Origin of the sequence: Streptomyces sp. MK7, from assembly GCF_032658145.1 — a bacterium.
Taxonomy (GTDB): domain Bacteria; phylum Actinomycetota; class Actinomycetes; order Streptomycetales; family Streptomycetaceae; genus Streptomyces; species Streptomyces spiralis.
In genome coordinates this window covers 17,605-35,816 of sequence record NZ_JAVACL010000027.1, presented here as the reverse complement: position 1 = coordinate 35,816, position 18,212 = coordinate 17,605, and the positions used below count along the sequence as shown (strand labels likewise).

Below are 18,212 nucleotides of genomic sequence, written 5' to 3'. Positions count from 1 at the left end.
GAGCCGACTCGTTTGATGTGTCCCTGATGGGAGTTATCCACAGGTCCAAGCGGAGATCGGAATTCCGCGAGATCGTCGGCGCATGACGAATCACAGCGAAACGACCGGACCCTTCGGCAACGGCGACGTCTCCTACGAAGGACCCGGCCCCGAACACCAGGTCACCCTGCGCACCCCGGCCGAACTCGCCGACGCCCTGCCGTATCTGCTCGGGTACCGGCCCGAGGACAGCGTCGTGCTGGTCGCGCTGCACGACCAGGGCGGAGGCGGCCGGTTCGGTGGCCGTGCCAGGCTCGGTATCCCTCCGCAGAGCGACGACTGGCCGTCGGCGGCACGTCAGCTGGCACAGGGCCTGATCACGGGCGGCGAGCGCCGGGGCGCCAAGCCGGAACAGATGGTCGCGTTTCTGTGCCAGGAGCCCTCGGCGGGTGAGTCGGGGCGAGAGGTCATGCGGCGGTTGCAGCCGCTGGCCCAGAAGCTGCGCACGGAGTGCGGCCGCCTCGACGTTCCGGTGATCGAGGCGCTGTGCATCTCCGGCGGCCGCTTCTGGTCCTACTGCTGCCCGAACGACGGGTGCTGTCCCGACGAGGGACTGCCCATGGGGCTGCCCGGCACCTCCGTGCTGGCCGCCGCGGCGGCCTACGCCGGTATCCAGGTGCGGGGCAGTCTGCGGGAGCTGCGCGGCAGGCTGCTCCCCTGGGAGACCTCCGCCGCCCGGAGCCAGGAGATCGCGCTGGATGCCGCCGGCATGGCCCTGGTGCCCAGGATCCTCGACGAGGCCAGCCGCGCCGCCGTGGCCGAGGAGACCCTGGGGCTCGCCGAGCGCGTGATGCGGCGGTTCGCCGAGGCGCCCGCCGCATCTGGGACCGATGCCGCCGACCTCCGGGACGACCGACTGCTCCAGGACGAGGAAGCCGCCACGCTGATCCTCGGCCTGCAGGACCGCACCACGCGCGACCGCGCGGCCGAGTGGATGGAGGGCGACGAGGCGGGCCCGGCGCTGCGGCTGTGGCGAGCCCTGGCCCGCCGCTGTGTCGGCCCGTACGGCGAGCACGCCGCCGCGCCGCTGACCCTCGCGGGCTGGGTGGCCTGGTCCGTCGGTGACGGCATCGAGGCCCGGGAGGCCCTGGCCATGGCGCTGGGCGCGGACCCCGACTACCTCTTCGCCCGCCTTCTGCACCAGGCCTGCAACGAGGGCCTGGACCCGGAATCGATCCGCCGCTGCCTGCGCGCGGAGCGCGAGGCGCGTGCGCGGTCCGCTGCCGGAGAGGCCGACGCCGGGAGCCCGCGACAGAGCACACGGCTGACGGACGACGGGGGAGACGGCGACCCGGGCGACAGTGCGGGGGCGGTCGGCGCGCGAGGTGTCGACGAGGAGGACGGTGCGGCGACGGAAGACGCGGCGGAGGCCGGCGCCGGTGAGCACGGGCGCAGTGCCGAAGCCGTCGCCGAGCCCTTGGCCCGGCACACCCCGACCGGCGCCGCAGGAAGTCGTCCCTCGATGCCGGACACGTCGTCCTCCCGACCGCCTCGGTCCCGCGTCGGGGGCTCAGGCCAGGCCCGCCCGGGTTCTGATGCGACGCGCCCGGCGACGGCCCGGACTGACAGCGCACACCCCGGCTCGTCCAGGGAGCCGGGCCGCGTCCGCCCGCGCGGCACGGCGAGGAGCGGTACCCGCCGCCGAGGCGTCTGCCGCACGGTTGCGGACCCACGGCGCGAGACCCGTCGGCACGACACATGAGCAGACCGCGGGCAGAGGAGTCCGGAGGGCCGGGCGCGTGGCCCACGGCATTCGACCAGCCGCCGTTGGGTCGTCTTCCCCGGCCACGGGCGTGACCCGGACGAGGCGTGGCCCGTTCACCTGAGTGGCGGAGCGCTTGATCAGCGCACTCCGCCGTCTCATCCCTCGCCCCTCCGGAGCCCAGGCCCGGCACCGAACACCTCCGACACCCACAGAGCGCACAGGAAGCCGCCCATGCACCAGCCGAATCCGCACCGCACCGCCGGCGACCCCGCGGTTCTCGGCGAGCCCCTACCGACCGCCGGGGAGGGGGACGGTCCTCCGTGGCCCCGGACCGACAGCGGCGAACGGCGTCCGCCGCCGACGTACCGACGGACCGGGTCGGCGCCGCCGTCGGCTCAGCGCCGTTCCGTGGATCTGCCCCCGACCCACGACGCCATGATCTGCGTGGCCCTGCCCGGGCTGGTGATCTCCACCGCGCGGGGGCAGCTGAGCGGCCGGGGCCTGGAGGGGTTCTACCGGGCGGGCCGGCGCCTGCTCTCCCGCTGCCAGGTGCGGGTCGCCGGGCGCGAACCGCTGGTCGTCCAGGCACAGATGACCGCACCCGATCGCGCCCGCTTCGTCGGCACCCTGCGTGTCTTCCCCGGCACCGGCCCGGACCCCGACGTGGTCGTGGAACGCACGCGTGGCGCGGAGGGCGCGGAACGGATCACGCTGCGCAGCGCCTCGCCCCGGCCGCTGCGTCTGCCCCTCGAGGTGGCCCTCGGCACGGACCTTGCGGAACTCGGCGAAATCGCCTCCGGCCACGCGGGCGGTGAACTCCCCGCGACCGTCCGTGGCTCGGGTCTGAGCTGGTCCCGCGCCGGCGCGAGCGCCTCCGTCACCGCCGACCCGCCTCCCGCGGACGTGCTGGCGTCCGCGGGGCTGCTGCGCTGGGAGCTCGAACTGACCCCGGGCGGCACGGCGAGCGTGGAACTGCGCGTACGTCAGGACGGTGCGGGACCGGTCCGTGCGGCCGGCCGCACGGCGACGAGCCCCCTGGCCGCCGCACGGGCCACCGGTGACACCCCGGGAGTGGCGGAACTGCTGCACACCAGCATCGACGACCTCCAGGCCCTGCTGCTGCGCGATCCGGTGCACCCGTCCGACCTGCACCTGGCGGCGGGGGTGCCCTGGCGGTGCGGTCTCGCTCCGGCCGAGGCGCTCGTCGCGGCCCGCATGGTGCTGCCCCTCGGCACCCGGCTGGCGGCCGGCACGCTCCGCACCCTCGCCCGTACCCAACGCATGGGCGCCGGCCCGCAGTCCGGCTTGATTCCCGGGCCCCGGCGGGACGCGGGTCCACATCTTCCACCTGGCTGCACCGGGACGGAAGCCACCCTGCTCTTCCCGTCCCTTCTCGCCGAAGCCCGCCGCTGGGGACTCGCCGAGCGGGAGACGGAGAGCCTGCTGCCCGCGGCGGAGCGCTGCCTGACCTGGCTGAGCACGGCCGTGGGCGACGACACGTACCTGCGCGACCCGCTGCCCGGCCGACCGGTCCGCTGCGAGACCCAGGCACACGCTCACCGCGCGGCCGTGCTCGGGGCGGATCTGCTCGACGCATTCGGCCGGCCCGGCGCCACAGAGCTGCGGCAGTGGGCGCAGCAGTTGCGGACCGCGTTCCGGGAGGACTTGTGGATCGAGGACCGCGGCGGTGGCAGACCGGCCGCCGGCCGCGCACCGGACGGCCGCCTGCTGCCGCACCTGGACGCGGCCGCCGTCCACCTCCTGGACACGGGCCTGCTGGGCGGGGGCGAGCCTGCGCCCGGGCTGCTCGACAAGGTGCAGACCGAACAGCTCGCCCGCCTGCTGGGCTCCCCGGCCCTGGATTCGGGCTGGGGCCTGCGCGGACTTGCCGCGAAGGAGCCGGGATACAACCCCTTCGGTCACCGCGCCGGAGCCGTACGGGTGGCGGAGACGGCCGTCGCCGTCGCCGGACTGGCCGCCGCGGGCTATGAGAAGGAAGCCGGTTCGCTGCTGCGCGGCGTCCTGGCGGCGGCCGAGGCCTTCGGCCACCGGCTGCCCGAGATGTTCGCCGGGGAGCAGCGCACCGACGGCGGCAGCCCCGTGTTCCACCCCGCCGCCTGCCGCCCCTCGGCCACGGCAGCGGCCGCTGTCGTTCTGCTGCTGACCACGCTCGCGGGCATCCGCCCCGACGCCCCGGCCCGGACGGTCGCGCTCCGCCCGGTGCGCACCGCACCCCTCGGCGAGATCGGATTCACGGGACTGCGGGTCGCCGGTGCCCCCTTCTCCGTACGGGTCAGCAGACTCGGACTCGCCCTGGTCGAGGAGGCGGCCGACGGGCTGCAACTGGGAGTGTGACCTCGTACGACGCGGCAGCGGACGGAGTGGGGAGGCGGACCGTGAGACGTACGGCGGAGCACAGTGGACCAGCCATCGATGCGGCCGGCGAAGGGAGTGTTTATCGTCAGGCAGACGACTATGATCGCCGCATGCCCTACGACCCGTCAGCCTTTCCGCCCTTCGCCGTCACCGTGGACCTGGTCGTGCTGACCGTGCGCCGCCATGCCCTGTGCGCGCTGGCGGTGCGCAGGGGAGAGCCCCCGTTCCAGGGACGCTGGGCACTGCCCGGCGGCTTCGTGCGGGCGGACGAGGACTTGGCGCAGGCAGCGGCGCGTGAGCTGGCGGAGGAGGCCGGACTCCAGGTGCACGACCCGTCCACTCCCGTCCAGGACCATGGCGCCCACCTGGAGCAGCTCGCGACCTACGGTGACCCGAAGCGCGACCCGCGCATGCGCGTCGTCAGCGTCGCCCATCTCGCCCTCGTCCCCGACCTGCCCGCGCCCCGGGCGGGGGGCGACGCCAGCAACGCCCGCTGGGCGCCGGTGGAAGAGCTGCTGCAGCCGAGCGCCTACGACCGCGACGGCGAGGCGTCGGCCCCGCTCGCGTTCGATCACGCTCAGATCCTCGCCGACGGGGTGGAGCGTGCCCGCTCCAAGATCGAGTACTCGTCGCTGGCGACCGCGTTCTGCCCACCCGAGTTCACTGTCGGGGAACTGCGCCGTGTCTACGAGGCGGTGTGGGGTGTGGCGCTCGACCCGCGCAACTTCCACCGCAAGGTCACCGGAACCCCGGGGTTCCTGGTGCCCACCGGGGGCACGACCACCCGCCAGGGCGGCCGGCCGGCCCAGCTCTTCCGGGCGGGCGGCGCCACCCTGCTCAACCCGCCGATGCTGCGCCCCGAGGTCTAGCGTTCCGGGCGCCCGCGTGCCGCTCCACCGACCGGCTCTTCTTGCGGAGGGCGAGCATCAGGTCGGATGAGGGTACCGGCGATGTCGAACGCGCCCCGTGATACCCGAAAAAACGGACATAACGCGCTATCTTGCTGCGGGTGATCCAGGCCTTCGGACTGACCAGCGACTCCCGTAAGGACCTTCCGCCCGCTGTCGACGACGTGACCTTCGAAGCGCACGCGGGGCGAGTCACCGCGCTCCTCGGAACGGTCGGCGCGGGCAAGACGACGACGCTCAGACTCATGCTCGAACTCCAACAGGGCCGAGGCATCACCTACTTCAGGGGTCGTCCCCTGCACCGTATCTCCCACCCGTCGCGCGAGGTCGGTGTCCTTCTGGGCGACGTCCCCGGACACCCGTCCCGCACGGTCCGCGGTCATCTGCGCATGCTGTGCGCGGCCTCGGGCCTTCCGGCCCGGCGTGCCGACGAAGTCCTCGAGGTCGTCGGGCTGGTCAGCTTCCGGGAGGAGCGTCTGGGCACCCTGTCCCGCGGTATGGACCGCCGCATGGGCCTGGCCTGCGTCCTGCTGTCCGATCCGCACACGCTGGTCCTCGACAACCCGGCCGACGGACTCTCCCCCCGGGAGAGCCGCTGGCTGCACGGCATGCTGCGGGCCCACGCGACCCAGGGAGGCACGGTTCTCTTCACCACCGCCGACTCCAAGGAGGCGGCCCGGACGGCGGACCGTGTCGTCACGCTCGATCGCGGCACTCTCGTCGCCGACCAGGAGGTCGCGGACTTCGCCCGCAACCGGCTCCGCCCCCGTGTCGCGGTTCGCAGTCCGCACGCCACCCGCCTCGCGGCCCTTCTGGCGAAGGAGGCTCGCACCGCCCACCGCTCCGTCGAGATCGTGCGCGAGGAGGGCAACCGCCTGTGCGTCTACGGCAGCACGTGCGCCGATGTCGGCGAGATCGCGTTCCGCCATGGCATCCCCATTCACCAACTCGCCGATGAAGTGGGCGACATGGGCCCAGGAGCGGGAGCGGGAGTGGGAGTGGGAGCAGGGCCGGGTACCGGTGCCGGCATCAGCGGCGCGCAGTCCGTCGTGGCGCGGGCCGCCAAGGGGGCACGGGCGGCGGCCGCCGCCCCCGCGGTCGGCGCATCCTCGGTCCCCCACGCAGGATCCGCCACCACAGGTGATGAGGGGATGTTCGCCGCCGGGCTCCTGGAGGGTGGGACCGTGCCCGAGCGGCGGGAAGCGGGATCGGCCGACCGAGCGGCCGAGAAGGCGTCCGTCACCGCCTCGGAGGCGGCCTCGGTCACCACGCTCAGCGGTGCGGCCTCCGGGACGGAACACACCGACCACGCAGCCCCCGACCACGCACCCTCCGACCAGTCACCCCCCGCCCAGACGCCCCCGGCGGCACGTGTCAGGAGTGCCCCCGGGCAGACCCCCCTCGGCGACCGAGCCCTGGGCGGGGGCCCCGATGCCCAGGACCCGGCGGCCGGGGTGCGACCCGACGCCTTCTGCGCCGGCACTCACCCCGAGGCATCCCCCGCCACAGCCCGTCCAGAGGCGTCGGCCACCACGGGTACGGACGTCCCGGCCGCGATCACCAGCCACGACAACAACTCCGCCGCCACCCGCCGCGACCTCCCACTCCCGCTCCCGCACTCCCCTGAGGCGGCCGTCCTCGCCGAGGTCGAGGTCGAGGACGCGCACGCCCCCACGGCGGCCTCGGCCGTCCCCGCCCGCGCGGAAACCTCCGAAGCACTTCCCGCAGCCGCCTCACAGTCCTCAATGGCACCACAGCCCTCACCGGCACCGGCACCACAGCCCTCAGCCGCATCACACTTCTCGTCGTCGACGTCCTCGAAGTCCCCGAGTCCACGGTCCTCACCCCCACAGCGCTCCACTCCCGGCCGCACGGGTCCCCGCCCCGCAGGCTCCCGGCGCGGCAGCACGCGCGCCGCTGCCACCACCGCCGACCGGTCCTCCAGGGCTCAGTCGACGGCCGGCCACCACACGGCCGCGCAGCCCTCGATCCCCACCCCACGTCCACGTCCGGCGGAGGCCGTCACGCTCGACACCGCCTCCCGGCTCCCTCCTCCCATCTCCGTCCGCCTCGGGCCCAGCCCTCTGCGTCCCCTGCGCTATGAGCTGCGCCGCGCCTCCGGCGTCGGCACGGGTTTCGTCACCGTCGCCGTCGTCCTCGTCGTCTCCGCCCTCACGGTCCTGATCATGGGACGTCTCGGCCACACCCCCCAGCCACGGCTGCTGGCGGCATGGCCGCAGCAGTTCCCCCTGCCGCCCGCGGCGCTGGGTGCCGGGCTGCTCGGCGCGTTCTCCTTCGGTGACGAGTTCCGCCACCCGGCGCTGGCCGCGGACCGCGGCACCGTGCCCCGCCGTCTCGGGCTGCTCGCCGCCAAGCTCCTGGTGGCCGGTGCCACCGCGCTGCTGATCGCCTTCCTCACGATCGGCTGCGACGCCGAGGTGCTCTACCTCGTCTACGGACGGGAGCTCACCCAGGTTCCCGGCGACTGGCTCTGGCTCGGCACGAGTTGGATCGGCCTCATGGTGGGGTGCGCCTGGGCCGGCGTACTGGCCGCGGGACTGTTCCGCTCCACCACCGCCGGGCTCGCCGCGGTCCTCGCCGTACCGGTCGTCGTCGTACCCGCCGTGCAGAAGGCCCTGGGCGGGGCGGCCGGGGACGCGACGGGCCTGCCTGCGCGGCTGCGCCGGACGTTCCTGCTGGAGTGGCCCTTCGGGGGAGACCGCTATCTGGCCGCCGCGGCTCGCGTGATCGCGCAACCTGTGGGCAGCGCGCTCACGTTGTCCCTGGCCGCGCTGCTGGGCGGGTATCTGGTGCTGACCCTGCGAAGCAGGGTCAGATGACAACCGTTCGCGCTCTTTCGGTCGCGCATTGTGCGCAACTCCCCACGGAGAGCACATTTCTTTCTGATAAGGCGTCAATTGCGACGGAGTGAGCGATCACCCTTTCGTGTGCTTTTCACCAAAGACCTCAAGGGAGTTGGAAGCGGCGCCGACAAAGGATCCGTGAGTACCCTTGCGCACACCATGATGACCGCCGCCCGCAACTCAGACTCCGGTCTGGCCGGCCCGGGCGAACTCGACCGCTACCCGTACGCGGAGGCACGTGTCCCCGACCGCGTCGCAAGTCCCGCCTGGGAGGGGCCGGACCCGGAGCTGGGGCGCGTGGGCCGGCGCGCCGCGGGCAGCCGAGGCCGCGGACTGCACGGCCAACTCGTCCAGCAGCTGGGTCAGATGATCGTCTCCGGAGACCTCGGTGCCGACCGCCCGCTGGTGCCCGAGGAGATCGGCCAGCGCTTCGAGGTGTCCCGCACCGTCGTCCGCGAGTCGCTCCGTGTCCTGGAGGCAAAGGGCCTGGTCAGCGCCCGGCCGAACGTCGGCACACGCGTGCGCCCGGTCAGTGACTGGAATCTCCTCGACCCGGACATCATCGAGTGGCGGGCCTTCGGGCCGCAGCGCGACGACCAGCGCCGTGAGCTGACCGAGCTGCGCTGGACGATCGAACCGCTCGCCGCGCGGCTCGCCGCCGGGCACGGGCGCGAGGACGTCCAGCAGCGCCTCTCCGACATGGTCGAGATCATGGGGCACGCCCTGGGGCAGGGCGACGCGCTCACCTTCTCCCGCGCGGACGCCGAGTTCCACAACTTGCTGATCCAGATCGCAGGCAACCGGATGCTGGAGCACCTCTCCGGGATCGTCTCGGCCGCTCTTCAGGTCTCCGGCGGCCCCGTCACCGGCTGTGATCGGCCGCACGAGACATCCCTGGCGCAGCACACCCGGATCGTGGACGCGCTGGCGGCCGGCGACGGGGCGGCGGCCGAAGCCGCCATGCGCCAGCTGCTCACGGTGCATCCCGAGATCGAGCGGGTGGTACCCGCTCCGCGCGAGCACTGAGCGGCGAACGCTGCCCCGGGTGCGGACGGCATGGCAGGCTCTGCCGTCCTCCCGCGGTCCCATCCGGCCGGTGAGCGGCCTCTCGCAGGACCCCGCCGGATCCTCCGCGCACTCGGCGGGGTCCGCGCATGAGGAGCGGGCGAGGCCCGGAGAGGTCCTGCTGGCGGGGCCTGGGTTCGGGGGGTCTGAGAGGTTCCGCCGGAGCGGCCCTGTCGGTGACGACAGGTGAACTGTTATGCCCGCTTATGACAACTTTTGAGCGCTTACGGGGTGTGACTCGGGCCACGCGGAATGGGCGTAACGCTCGTGGGGACAACGCGATGACCTAAGAGGTGACAGCCGCGGAGGGAATACGGACGCCGTTCACGGCGCTGTGCATCTTCCCGGCCCCCGCCCGCGCCGTCGGCCCAATCCCCAGGCCGGTGGTCGGCTCCTGTCCGCTGTGGACGGGGCCGGAAGCCGTTTTCCAACGTTCCGAGAGGTTGTTCGTGTCGGCCAGCACATCCCGTACGCTCCCGCCGGAGATCGCCGAGTCCGTCTCTGTCATGGCGCTCATTGAGCGGGGAAAGGCTGAGGGGCAGATCGCCGGCGACGATGTGCGTCGGGCCTTCGAAGCTGACCAGATTCCGGCCACTCAGTGGAAGAACGTACTGCGCAGCCTCAACCAGATCCTCGAGGAAGAGGGTGTGACGCTGATGGTCAGTGCCGCGGAGCCCAACAAGCGCACCCGAAAGAGCGTCGCAGCGAAGAGTCCGGCCAAGCGCACCGCCACCAAGACGGTCGCGGCCAAGACGGCGACCGCCAGGAAGGCCACCGCCACCGCCACCCCGGCGGCGCCTGCCGTCGACACGCCCGCCGAGGACGACGCTCCCAAGAAGGCCGCCGCCAAGAAGGCGGCCGCCGCGAAGAAGACGGTGGCGAAGAAGGCGACCGCCACCGCGAAGAAGACGGCGGCCAAGAAGACCGCCGCCAAGAAGGACGACGTCGAGCTTCTCGAGGACGAGGTGCTCGAGGACCCCAAGGGCGCGGAGGAGCCGGAGGGCGCCGAGAGCGCCGGGTTCGTGCTCTCCGACGAGGACGAGGACGACGCCCCCGCCCAGCAGGTCGCCGCGGCCGGCGCCACCGCCGACCCGGTCAAGGACTACCTCAAGCAGATCGGCAAGGTCCCCCTGCTCAACGCGGAGCAGGAGGTCGAGCTGGCCAAGCGCATCGAGGCGGGTCTCTTCGCCGAGGACAAGCTGGCCAACTCCGACAAGCTCGCCCCCAAGCTCAAGCGCGAGCTGGAGATCATCGCCGAGGACGGCCGTCGCGCCAAGAACCACCTCCTGGAGGCCAACCTCCGTCTGGTGGTCTCGCTGGCCAAGCGGTACACCGGCCGCGGCATGCTCTTCCTGGACCTCATCCAGGAGGGCAACCTCGGTCTGATCCGCGCGGTCGAGAAGTTCGACTACACCAAGGGCTACAAGTTCTCCACGTACGCCACCTGGTGGATCCGGCAGGCGATCACCCGAGCGATGGCCGACCAGGCCCGCACCATCCGTATCCCGGTGCACATGGTCGAGGTCATCAACAAGCTCGCGCGCGTGCAGCGCCAGATGCTCCAGGACCTGGGCCGCGAGCCCACCCCGGAGGAACTGGCCAAGGAGCTCGACATGACTCCGGAGAAGGTCATCGAGGTCCAGAAGTACGGCCGTGAGCCCATCTCGCTGCACACCCCGCTGGGTGAGGACGGCGACAGCGAGTTCGGTGACCTCATCGAGGACTCCGAGGCCGTCGTCCCCGCCGACGCCGTCAGCTTCACGCTCCTGCAGGAGCAGCTGCACTCCGTGCTGGACACCCTGTCCGAGCGCGAGGCCGGCGTCGTCTCCATGCGCTTCGGCCTCACCGACGGTCAGCCGAAGACCCTGGACGAGATCGGCAAGGTGTACGGCGTGACGCGTGAGCGGATCCGCCAGATCGAGTCCAAGACCATGTCGAAGCTGCGCCACCCGTCGCGTTCGCAGGTCCTGCGCGACTACCTCGACTAGGTCACGGTCCCAGGTCACCGAAGGCCCGGTCCCCGGACGGGGGCCGGGCCTTCGTGCTGCGGCTCGCGCCGGTCTGCCCGACTCTGGGTGTTCAACGATCACCCCAGAGTGAGGAGTGCGTTATGCGACGCCGTATTGCCCGGGCGCTGGCCCGGCCGCTCGTCCTTGCGGCGGCGGGGGCCACGATACCGCTGGTGAACGCGGTCCCGGCGGCTGCCGACAGCGTTGTCATCGGCGGCTTTCCCGTCGATGTGTCGCACAGCCCGTGGACCGTGGCGCTCTCCAGCCGTGACCGGTTCGGGGGTACGCGCGCCGGGCAGTTCTGCGGAGGTGTGGCCATCAGCAGAACCGCCGTGCTCACCGCGGCCCACTGTCTGGGCGGGGATGTGGTGGGCGCGCCACCGACACGGGACCTGAAGATCATCACGGGCCGCACGGATCTGCTCTCCTCCGGGGGCAAGGAGATCCGGGTGCGGGCCATCTGGGTCAATCCGCGGTACGACACGGCCACCAACTCGGGCGACTTCGCCGTGATCACCCTCACCGAGCCGCTGCCGCAAAGCGCCGTCATCCCCATGGCGGGCCCGGGTGACCCGGCGTACACGCCGGGTACAAGCGCCGTGGTCTATGGCTGGGGTGACACCACCGGAGCCGCCGCCTACGCCCACAGCCTGCACGCGGCACGGGTGCACGTCCTCCCCGACGCCCGGTGCGAGCGGGCCTATCCGGGCAGTGCCGAGGGCACGTACGAGCCCGGGACGATGCTGTGCGCGGGCGAGACCAGAGGGGGCCGGGACGCCTGCCAGGGGGACAGCGGGGGTCCGCTGGTCGCCAAGGGCCGGCTGATCGGACTGGTGTCGTGGGGGAGTGGCTGTGGACGAGCGGGGAGTCCGGGCGTCTACACGCGGGTGTCCGACGTCGTACGGACGTTCGCACGGGCCGGTGGCTCCCGGGCGGCCCATCAGGAGGACGGTGAGGCCTGACCGGGATCGCCGGGCATGACCGTGGACCGGGGATCGACGGTCATGAGGCCGCGAACCGGGAACCGGGAACCAGGTCATGGACCGTGGACCGGGATCCGAGGTCATGAGGCCGCGAAAACGGGCGGCCGCTCCCATGTGTCGGGAGCGGCCGCCCGTTCGCCGGCCTGGCCGGCAGCTGGCTCGTCGTGCGAGGGATCAGCGCTCGTCGTCGGACGCGTTTGCCGGAACAGACGTCAGGCGCTCGGTCTCGTCCTGTATCTCGGCGGCGATCTTCTTGAGTTCCGGCTCGAACTTGCGACCGTGGTGGGCGCAGAAGAGCAGTTCTCCGCCGCTCAGCAGGACGACGCGCAGGTATGCCTGGGCGCCGCAGCGGTCGCAGCGATCAGCGGCCGTCAGCGGGCTCGCGGGGGTCAGAACAGTAGTCACGTCGCCTCTTCTCTAGCTCGACGAGCTGTCGTACCAGGGTCAACATCCAACCAGCCCCAAACGTTCCCGCTCGTGGCATTTCCTCGAAAAATCTTCTCGAGAGGCTGTCCGTTGCCGGTTTGGCGGCGAATGTGCCGTATTACGTCTGTATGTCTTACGGGTTCGCGCTGTTGGTCATGGTCGGTCCTCCCCGGCCGGGTTGCCGGTTGTTCAGGAGGACGTGCCCGGAGCCTAAATGGTTCATGCCTCGAAGGGAACGTGATATGTGCTTCACTCCATCGAGGCATCGAACGTACATGCGACTCTCGACTAGTGTGTGTCGATGCAGAGGGTTGCGTTACAACGGCTCTACCAGGCCTCGGTACCCTCTGAGCGGCAACCGAAGCCGCGCCCTTACCCATCAGGGCCCAACCTGAAATTCAGCGAGGAGCGAACCGCGTGACCGCCGATACGTCCGTGCCGTCCACAGCGCTGCTGGCAGGAGCAGACCGGGACGGTTCCAACTACACCGCGCGGCACCTGCTCGTCCTCGAGGGCCTCGAAGCCGTGCGCAAACGCCCCGGCATGTACATCGGGTCCACCGACAGCCGTGGCCTGATGCACTGCCTGTGGGAGATCATCGACAACTCCGTGGACGAGGCCCTGGCGGGCGTCTGCGACCACATCGAGGTGGTCCTGCACGACGACGGCTCGGTGGAGGTGCGGGACAACGGCCGCGGTATCCCGGTCGACGTCGAGCCCAGGACCGGCCTGTCCGGCGTCGAGGTCGTCATGACCAAGCTGCACGCCGGCGGCAAGTTCGGCGGCGGCTCGTACGCGGCCTCCGGCGGTCTGCACGGCGTCGGCGCCTCCGTGGTCAATGCCCTGTCCGCCCGGCTGGACGTCGAGGTGGACCGCGGCGGCCACACCCACGCCATCAGCTTCCGGCGCGGCGTGCCCGGAGCGTTCACGGGCAACGGACCCGACGGCAAGTTCGAGGCCAAGGGTGGCCTGCGCAAGGCCAAGAAGATCCCCAGGACCCGCACCGGCACGCGCGTGCGCTACTGGGCCGACCGTCAGATCTTCCTCAAGGACGCCAAGCTCTCCCTGGAGACCCTGCACCAGCGCGCCCGCCAGACCGCGTTCCTGGTGCCGGGGCTGACCATCGTCGTGCGCGACGAGTACGGCCTCGGGGAGGGCGGCAGCAAGGGCGAGGAGTCCTTCCGCTTCGACGGGGGCATCAGCGAGTTCTGCGAGTACCTGGCGAGCGACAAGCCGGTCTGCGACATCCTCCGCTTCAACGGCCAGGGCACCTTCAAGGAGACCGTCCCGGTCCTCGACGAGCACGGCCAGATGACGCCCACCGAGGTCACCCGCGAGCTCGGCGTGGACGTCGCGCTGCGCTGGGGGACCGGCTACGACACGACGGTGCGGTCCTTCGTCAACATCATCGCCACCCCCAAGGGCGGTACCCATGTCGCCGGCTTCGAGCAGGCCGTCACCAAGACGCTCAACGAGGTGCTGCGGACCAAGAAGCTGCTGCGCGTCGCGGAGGACGACATCGTCAAGGACGACGCGCTGGAGGGCCTCACCGCGGTCGTCACGGTCCGGCTCGCCGAGCCCCAGTTCGAGGGACAGACCAAGGAGGTCCTCGGCACCTCGGCGGCCCGCCGTATCGTGACCAACGTGGTGACCAAGGAACTCAAGGCGTTCCTGACCTCCACCAAGCGCGACGCCGCGCAGCAGGCGCGGGTGGTCCTGGAGAAGGCGGTCTCCGCCGCCCGTACACGTATCGCCGCCCGCCAGCACAAGGATGCTCAGCGCCGCAAGACGGCCCTGGAGTCCTCCTCGCTGCCGGCCAAGCTGGCCGACTGCCGCAGCGACGACGTCGACCGCAGCGAACTGTTCATCGTCGAGGGCGACTCCGCCCTCGGTACGGCGAAGCTGGCCCGGAACTCCGAGTTCCAGGCGCTGCTGCCCATCCGCGGAAAGATCCTCAACGTCCAGAAGTCGTCCGTCACGGACATGCTGAAGAACGCCGAGTGCGGTGCGATCATCCAGGTCATAGGAGCGGGCTCGGGCCGTACCTTCGACCTCGACGCGGCCCGCTACGGCAAGATCATCATGATGACCGACGCCGACGTGGACGGCTCCCACATCCGGACCCTGTTGCTGACGCTGTTCCACCGCTACATGCGGCCGATGGTCGAGTCCGGCCGGGTCTTCGCCGCGGTGCCGCCGCTGCACCGGATCGAGCTGATCCAGCCGAAGAAGGGTCAGGACAAGTACGTCTACACGTACTCGGACCGTGAGCTGCGCGACAAGCTGCTCGAGTTGCAGAGCAAGAACATCCGGTACAAGGACACGATCCAGCGGTACAAGGGCCTTGGTGAGATGGACGCCGACCAGCTGGCCGAGACCACCATGGACCCCCGCCACCGCACCCTGCGCCGGATCAACCTCTCCGACCTGGAGGCCGCGGAGGGCGTCTTCGATCTGCTGATGGGCAACGAGGTGGCCCCCCGCAAGGAGTTCATCGCGAGCTCGGCGGCCACGCTGGACCGCTCCCGCATCGACGCGTAGCTGCCTCGCCGGTCTCCCGGCCGGGTACGACGCAGGCGGGGCGCCCCGGCGCGGCCGTCACCGGCGGTCCGCGCCTTGGCTTGCCCTGCCTCGCGCTGCCCTGCCCTGTCGTGCCGTGCCCGGTCTCGGTGCGGAACCGTCCGGCCGTGCCCGGTCTGCTCCGACTCTGTCGCGGCCCGGCGCCTGCCCGACCTCGTCCCGGCTCGGGCGCGCCTGCCCGGTCTTGTCCCGGCCTGGAGGGCGCCTGTTCCTGCCTTGTCCCGGCCCGGAGGGCACCCATGCCTGCCTGGTCCAGGCCGGCCCGGCCGGGCTCGCCCCGTTTCGGCCTGTCCGGGCTCGTCCCCGTTCCGGCCCCGAGCCCGTGCGCCGCGGGTGTGCCCCCGTCTCGGCCCCGCCTCGTCCCGGCGCGAGCTCGTACGGCCGGGCGCCCTTTCTGGCCTTGCCCTGACCGGGGATGCCCTGCCCTGCGTCGCCTGGCCCTGCCCAGCGTGGGCGGTGTCCCTGTCTCGGGCACGGCGCGGACTCGTCCGGCCCTGTGCCCCCTTCTGGCTCAGGCTCGTTCCGGCCTCGCCTCGACCTGGCCCTTGTACCGGCCCCTTCGTTGTCCTGTTCTGGCCCTCGCCCTTTCCCGTCCCGGCTCGGCCCGGGCTCGCCCGTCTCATGCCACCGCCCGCCCGCCCGTCACAGGCCCGAACCCACCGGTCCCGGACAGGGCGGGTTCTCCACCTGGGGGTGGAGATCGGCGAGGTGCGGTTTCCACCCGCGATCCACCCCGGCTCCGATCAGCCGGACCGCGGTTTTCCGTAGCGTCGAAGGCGTCGGCGGCACCGTGCCGTCGGCTTCTCCTTTCCGCTCACGGAGGCTGAAGATGTCCGGGCTCATCAATGCGCTGGTGATCGTCGCCGTCGCCGCCCTGGTGATCGTGCGGCAGTTCGCGGCACGCCGGCTCGACGCCGGTCGGCGCTGGTGGGTCCTGCCCGCGATACTGGCGTTCGTCGCCCTTCGCGAACCCGGCATCATCGATGCCCACCACCGCACCGAGTCCGTCGCGCTGCTCGCCGCCGAACTGCTCATCGGCCTGGGCACAGGAGCCGGCTGGGCCTGGACCACCCGCATATGGGCGGAGCCTGACGGCACGGTGTGGACCAAGAGCACCAAGGCCAGCGCGGCCGTCTGGGTCGGCGGCATCGCCCTGCGCGTCGCTCTCTTCGCTCTCGGTGCCGTGCTCGGCGTGCACCAGGACAGCGGGGCCCTGATGGTCGCCCTGGCCGGCACGCTGCTGGTCCGCTCCGGGCTCCTCGCCTGGCGGACGCGTGCGCTGACCTCGGCATCCGCCCCGGTCACGGCGTACCGTGACGGCAAGCCCCGACCCGCGTGGAAGGAGCGTGTGTGACGGAGAACGTCTGGACGCGCTGGCCCTCACCGGAGGCGCTGGGGCGCATGGGCCTCTCACAGCCCCGACGCCTGCTCAGCTGGGTCGTGCGGGTGCTGGTGGCCGGCGGGCTGCTGTGGGGCGCTGTCAGCAGCAGACGGATTCCCCTCTGGGGGCAAGTCGTGGCGGCAGTGGGTGTCCTCGTGGTGGCGGCTGCCGCCTGGGCCTTCTTCCGGACCACGCTCGCGCACCGGCTCCTGCCCTCCCTGGCCCTCATCGCGGTGCTGCTGGGCACGGCGGTCGTCGCCGAGGCCACCGGCTTCAAGGTGCCCGCCCTCGTCATCTGGTGCGGTTGCGCGGTAGTGGCGCTGGAGAGAATGCCCCTCACCGTCGCCACGCCCGTGACAGCTGTCTCCCTGACCGCGTACAGCCTGGTCAACGACGACAAGTTGCTGACGACGATCGTCACGAGCATCGGCCTCGCCCTCGCCGGCTACGTCCTGCGGCTCGACGCCGAGGCCCGTGGAAACGCCCAGCGGCTGCTCGCCCAGGAGCGGGCCGCGCGCGCGGCGGAGGCGGAGTCGGCGGCACTGGCCGAGCGGGCCAGGATCGCCAGGGAGATCCACGATGTGCTGGCCCACAGCCTCTCGGCGCAGCTCGTGCATCTGGAGGCCGCCCGGCTGCTCGTCGAGCGCGGGGCGGACCGGGAGCAGATCCTCGAGCGGGTGGTGGCGGCGCGGGGGATGGCCCGTGACGGTCTTGTCGAGACCCGGCAGGCGCTGTCCGCCCTGCGCGGTGACCTGACCCCGCTGGAGGACTTCCTCAGCGAGCTCGTCGGGGTGAGCGGTGGTGCCGAGGTCACCGTCTCGGGTGAACGCAGACCGCTGCCCGCCGAGGCCTCGCAGGCCGTGCGCAGGGTCGCCCAGGAAGCCCTCACCAACGTCCGTAAGCACGCGCCAGGCGCCAAGGTGCGGATCCGGCTGGACTACGGCGAGCACCAGGTGATGCTCGACGTACGGGACTCGGGGGGCAAGCCGGGCGAGCTCGCCGCAGCCGGGGGCGGGTACGGTCTGCTGGGCATGCGGGAGCGTGCGGAGCTGCTGGGCGGCTCGCTGGAGGCGGGACCGCACGAGGAGGGGTTCGCGGTGACGTTGAAGGTGCCGGTGTGAGCGAGGAGGCCGGCAGGAAGCCCGCGCGGGTGGTGGTGGCGGACGACCAGACGGTTGTCCGGGAGGGCATCGTGATGCTGCTGGGGCTGCTGCCCGGGGTCGAGGTCGTGGGCTCCGCGGGGGACGGGCAGGAAGCGGTGGAACTCGTCGCGGAACTCGCTCCCGACGTGGTCCTGATGGACCTGCGGATGCCCCGGTGCGACGGTGTGGAGGCCACCCGGCGCATCCGGTCGGAGCACCCGGGGACACAGGTGGTGGTCCTGACGACCTACGCCGACGACGACTCGCTGTTTCCGGCCCTCCGGGCGGGCGCCCGCGGATATCTCACCAAGGACGCGGGCGGTGACGAGATCGTCCGGGCGGTGGAGAGCGTGCTGTCCGGTGACGCCGGACTGTCGCCCAGCATCCAGCGGCGGCTGCTGGAGCGATTGTCCGAGCCCGGGCCCGCGCCCGAGTCGGCCCCCGCCCCCGAGGCCCCGGACGGACTCACGGCACGGGAGTGCGAGGTGCTGGTGCAGATCGCAGAAGGCCTGACCAACCAGGAGATCGCCCGCCGGCTGCATGTCTCCACGGCGACGGTGAAGACCCATATCAACAACCTCTTCGCCAAGGCCGGCCTCAAGGACCGGGCGCAGGCGGTGCGTTACGCCTACGCGAACGGACTGGTGCGGCCCCCGACCAGGTGAGTCACCTGATGGGGTGAAGAGCGGGGAGAAGAGAAGTCGGGGAACTTCCCGTTCTGTCCATCCTTGGGC

The 18,212-nt window shown here is 71.8% G+C and carries 12 protein-coding genes; 11 read left to right on the top strand and 1 reads right to left on the bottom strand.

Translation table 11 applies throughout. The features are described 5' to 3' along the window. The first annotated feature begins 82 nt into the window (after positions 1 to 82). From R2S09_RS26000 to R2S09_RS25970, 7 genes are all read left to right on the top strand, one after another. The gene (locus R2S09_RS26000; RefSeq protein WP_316743557.1) at positions 83 to 1,741 is read left to right on the top strand and encodes a DUF4192 family protein; all 1,659 of its coding nucleotides are present in this window, start codon (positions 83 to 85) and stop codon (positions 1,739 to 1,741) included. A gap of 438 nt (positions 1,742 to 2,179) precedes the next feature. After that, entirely contained in the window at positions 2,180 to 4,099 is a 1,920-nt protein-coding gene (locus R2S09_RS25995; RefSeq protein WP_316743622.1) for a glycogen debranching N-terminal domain-containing protein, read from the top strand. 131 nt (positions 4,100 to 4,230) lie between these two features. Then, positions 4,231 to 4,989, top strand: coding sequence for an NUDIX domain-containing protein (locus tag R2S09_RS25990; RefSeq protein WP_306189809.1), 759 nt, complete (start codon positions 4,231 to 4,233; stop codon positions 4,987 to 4,989). Between the two features lie 140 nt (positions 4,990 to 5,129). Beyond that, the gene (locus R2S09_RS25985) at positions 5,130 to 7,868 is read left to right on the top strand and encodes an ATP-binding cassette domain-containing protein (RefSeq protein WP_316743556.1); all 2,739 of its coding nucleotides are present in this window, start codon (positions 5,130 to 5,132) and stop codon (positions 7,866 to 7,868) included. 162 nt (positions 7,869 to 8,030) lie between these two features. After that, the gene (locus tag R2S09_RS25980) at positions 8,031 to 8,918 is read left to right on the top strand and encodes an FCD domain-containing protein (RefSeq protein WP_316743555.1); all 888 of its coding nucleotides are present in this window, start codon (positions 8,031 to 8,033) and stop codon (positions 8,916 to 8,918) included. 488 nt (positions 8,919 to 9,406) lie between these two features. Continuing rightward, entirely contained in the window at positions 9,407 to 10,945 is a 1,539-nt protein-coding gene (locus R2S09_RS25975) for an RNA polymerase sigma factor (protein ID WP_306189806.1), read from the top strand. A gap of 122 nt (positions 10,946 to 11,067) precedes the next feature. Continuing rightward, positions 11,068 to 11,928 carry a serine protease gene (locus R2S09_RS25970; protein ID WP_316743554.1) on the top strand — a complete coding sequence of 287 codons (861 nt, stop codon included), beginning with the start codon at positions 11,068 to 11,070 and terminating at the stop codon, positions 11,926 to 11,928. A gap of 195 nt (positions 11,929 to 12,123) precedes the next feature. Here the strand turns inward: R2S09_RS25970 and R2S09_RS25965 are convergent, their stop codons facing one another. Next, entirely contained in the window at positions 12,124 to 12,354 is a 231-nt protein-coding gene (locus tag R2S09_RS25965) for a hypothetical protein (RefSeq protein WP_306189804.1), read from the bottom strand. A 438-nt stretch (positions 12,355 to 12,792) separates the two neighbouring features. On the opposite strand from R2S09_RS25965, the gene R2S09_RS25960 reads away from it, so the two are divergent. The 4 genes from R2S09_RS25960 (at position 12,793) to R2S09_RS25945 (ending at position 18,143) form a co-directional block, all read left to right on the top strand. Then, the gene (locus R2S09_RS25960) at positions 12,793 to 14,916 is read left to right on the top strand and encodes a type IIA DNA topoisomerase subunit B (RefSeq protein WP_306189803.1); all 2,124 of its coding nucleotides are present in this window, start codon (positions 12,793 to 12,795) and stop codon (positions 14,914 to 14,916) included. An 868-nt stretch (positions 14,917 to 15,784) separates the two neighbouring features. Continuing rightward, complete coding sequence (locus tag R2S09_RS25955; RefSeq protein WP_316743553.1) at positions 15,785 to 16,309, top strand: CcdC protein domain-containing protein; 525 nt, start codon at positions 15,785 to 15,787, stop codon at positions 16,307 to 16,309. Beyond that, a complete protein-coding gene (locus R2S09_RS25950) occupies positions 16,306 to 17,457 on the top strand; it encodes a histidine kinase (protein ID WP_316743552.1) in 1,152 nt (383 codons plus the stop codon). Before R2S09_RS25955 ends, R2S09_RS25950 begins: the two co-directional genes overlap by 4 nt. Further along, positions 17,454 to 18,143 (top strand): response regulator transcription factor, encoded by a 690-nt coding sequence (locus R2S09_RS25945; RefSeq protein WP_306189800.1) that lies wholly within the window; start codon positions 17,454 to 17,456, stop codon positions 18,141 to 18,143. Before R2S09_RS25950 ends, R2S09_RS25945 begins: the two co-directional genes overlap by 4 nt. Positions 18,144 to 18,212: the final 69 nt, after the last annotated feature.